The 3328-nt window shown below is 46.8% G+C and carries 2 tRNA genes and 2 rRNA genes (1 of these 4 only partly in view); all 4 read right to left on the reverse strand.

The features are described 5' to 3' along the window. Positions 1-460: ribosomal RNA gene (locus tag MR041_RS15510) — 23S ribosomal RNA — on the reverse strand; it reaches 2382 nt to the left of the window's first position. A gap of 437 nt (positions 461-897) precedes the next feature. Further along, a tRNA-Ala gene (locus MR041_RS15515) sits at positions 898-971 on the reverse strand. A 169-nt stretch (positions 972-1140) separates the two neighbouring features. Beyond that, positions 1141-1214 (reverse strand) — tRNA-Ile (locus tag MR041_RS15520). A 162-nt stretch (positions 1215-1376) separates the two neighbouring features. Next, a 16S ribosomal RNA gene (locus tag MR041_RS15525) occupies positions 1377-2902 on the reverse strand. Together the 16S and 23S rRNA genes with 2 tRNA genes alongside form the textbook arrangement of a ribosomal RNA operon. Positions 2903-3328 lie beyond the last annotated feature (426 nt).

Genomic DNA, 3328 nt, shown 5'->3' on the forward strand with positions numbered 1-3328 from the left:
ATTTAGCCTTAGCGGATGGTCCCGCCAAATTCACACAGGGTTCCTCGTGCCCCGCGCTACTCAGGATACTGCTATTGTTATCACAGCTTGCGTATACAAGACTGTCACTTCCTCTGGTGTGCCTTTCCAGACACTTCTACTTCACTGTAAAACAAATGTCGCAGTCCTACAACCCCGATGATGCCGTAACAACATCGGTTTGGGCTAATGCGCGTTCGCTCGCCACTACTAACGCAATCACTTTTGTTTTCTTCTCCTCCGGGTACTTAGATGTTTCAGTTCCCCGGGTTCGCCTCCCGATTACTCGGGATAATGCAGCTTCACTGCACTGGGTTGCCCCATTCGGATACCTGCGGATCATTTCGTGTGTGCCGATCCCCGCAGATTTTCGCAGCTTACCGCGTCCTTCTTCGCCTCTGAGAGCCTAGGCATCCCCCATACGCCCTTGCTTAGCTTATTGTACTTTTTTGCTCTTCTTAATGAGTTTTTACTTAATTGCTCGTTACAATTAATTTACTGATCAACAAACCTAAAAGGTCTGTCGATGCTTTTCATGTATCTTTTTCCAATATGTCAATGAACCTTATTCAAAACTTTCTGCCTTTGGAGTGCCACTCGCGTGGCCAACCTCAAACGCCCATCCTGAAAATCCCAAAAAAATAGACCCTTCAAAATGTTCGTTCTTCGGAGTGTGCTTGCGCAACCTCCTCAAACGCCCATCCTGAAAATCCTAAAAAAATAGAGCCTTCAAAATGTTCGTTCTTCGGAGTGTGCTTGCGCACCGTCCTCAAACTTCAATTTTGAGAATACTTTAAAAGAATCTTATTCGCTAAACTTAAAAAAGTAAACTTTTTACGTTTTGCGCTTTTCGATTCTACTTTTTAAAGTATTCATCTGTGGAGAATATCGGAGTCGAACCGATGACCTCCTGCGTGCAAGGCAGGCGCTCTAGCCAGCTGAGCTAATTCCCCATATACTAGTCGTTAGTACATAGCAGTTAGTAGTTAGACTATAACCACATACTCAACTTCCAGAATTTCCTGTTTTAATGAACTTTTTTGTTCAAAACCCAATGCCCAATATTCAAACTTAACTTTGAACTTGTAACCCTGAACTTTGAACTGCGGCGCTGCCGCATCGTAGTCTCAGGCAGACTCGAACTGCCGACCTCTACATTATCAGTGTAGCGCTCTAACCAGCTGAGCTATGAGACTCCTTATAACGGTAGCACACAGGGCCAGTCTTCAGTTGCAGTAAATGCTTAGCGACGACTGGATTCTGGTTGGTGTATACTACCCTAATATAGTATAAATTGACAGCGTAGAGAATAAAACTACTCTTATAAATAAAATATCCCTTTGGTCGTCTCTCTCTAGAAAGGAGGTGTTCCAGCCGCACCTTCCGGTACGGCTACCTTGTTACGACTTAGCCCTAGTTACCGATTTTACCCTAGGCCGCTCCTTGCGGTGACGGACTTCAGGCACTCCCAGCTTCCATGGCTTGACGGGCGGTGTGTACAAGGCCCGGGAACGTATTCACCGCATCATGGCTGATATGCGATTACTAGCGATTCCAGCTTCACGGAGTCGAGTTGCAGACTCCGATCCGAACTGTGATGGGGTTTATAGATTCGCTCCTTCTCACGAAGTGGCTGCTCTCTGTCCCCACCATTGTAGCACGTGTGTAGCCCAGGACGTAAGGGCCGTGATGATTTGACGTCATCCCCACCTTCCTCACGGTTTGCACCGGCAGTCTTGTTAGAGTTCCCGACTTTACTCGCTGGCAACTAACAACAGGGGTTGCGCTCGTTATAGGACTTAACCTGACACCTCACGGCACGAGCTGACGACAACCATGCAGCACCTTGTAAGCAGTCCGAAGAAAAGGGTATCTCTACCCTATGCAGCCTACATTTAAGCCCTGGTAAGGTTCCTCGCGTATCATCGAATTAAACCACATGCTCCACCGCTTGTGCGGGCCCCCGTCAATTCCTTTGAGTTTCATTCTTGCGAACGTACTCCCCAGGTGGGATACTTATCACTTTCGCTGGGCCACCCATCCCTTAATCGGAACGGACAGCTAGTATCCATCGTTTACGGCGTGGACTACCGGGGTATCTAATCCCGTTCGCTACCCACGCTTTCGTCCATCAGTGTCAATTGACTGTTAGCAACCTGCCTTCGCAATCGGTATTCTATGTAATATCTATGCATTTCACCGCTACACTACATATTCTAGCTGCTTCACAGTAATTCAAGAAGGACAGTATCAAAGGCAATTCTACAGTTGAGCTGCAGGATTTCACCTCTGACTTAACCTTCCACCTACGGACCCTTTAAACCCAATGATTCCGGATAACGCTCGGATCCTCCGTATTACCGCGGCTGCTGGCACGGAGTTAGCCGATCCTTATTCTTACGGTACCGTCAGCTGTCCTCACGAGGACAGGTTTCTTCCCGTATAAAAGCAGTTTACAACCCATAGGGCAGTCTTCCTGCACGCGGCATGGCTGGATCAGGCTTCCGCCCATTGTCCAATATTCCTCACTGCTGCCTCCCGTAGGAGTCTGGTCCGTGTCTCAGTACCAGTGTGGGGGATCCCCCTCTCAGGGCCCCTACCTATCGTCGCCTAGGTGTGCCGTTACCACACCTACTAGCTAATAGGACGCATGCCCATCCTCTACCGTAACCTTTAATCTAAAATCTATGCAGATTCTAGATACTATGGGGTATTAATCTCCATTTCTAGAGGCTATCTCCCAGTAGAGGGTAGGTTGCATACGCGTTACGCACCCGTGCGCCGGTCGCCGGCGGATTGCAAGCAATCCCCGCTGCCCCTCGACTTGCATGTGTTAGGCCTGCCGCTAGCGTTCATCCTGAGCCAGGATCAAACTCTTCATCGTTAGTCTGTATGGATCATATAACATGACCCCGTTAACGACTCTTAATTAAGAAATTTTCTATCTACTCAAAATGGTCTATTCTCTGTCGGTAACCACCGTTTCCAATGGCTACCTTTACGCTGTCAATTCAATGTGTCTATGAACTTTTTCTTTTATACTTAACGCGTTCCCTTGTTAAGCGGGTGCAAATATAAAACCCTTTTTCCGCTCACGCAATACTTTATAAACTTTTTTTTGAAAAATTTTTGACCCCTCTACCTAATACTCTAAACCTCAAAACTATCCAACTTAAAAGACCTATAACTTATCCGCTTTTGAGCCTGCAAACATAATACTCTTTTAGCTTTACACAACACCTTTTTAAACCTTTTTTTTAACAATACAATATCCACCTCACTAACTGCCTATCTATGCGGTGGTTATACC

This window comes from Aestuariivivens sediminicola (assembly GCF_022662015.1).
In the GTDB taxonomy this organism is placed as follows: domain Bacteria; phylum Bacteroidota; class Bacteroidia; order Flavobacteriales; family Flavobacteriaceae; genus Aestuariivivens; species Aestuariivivens sediminicola.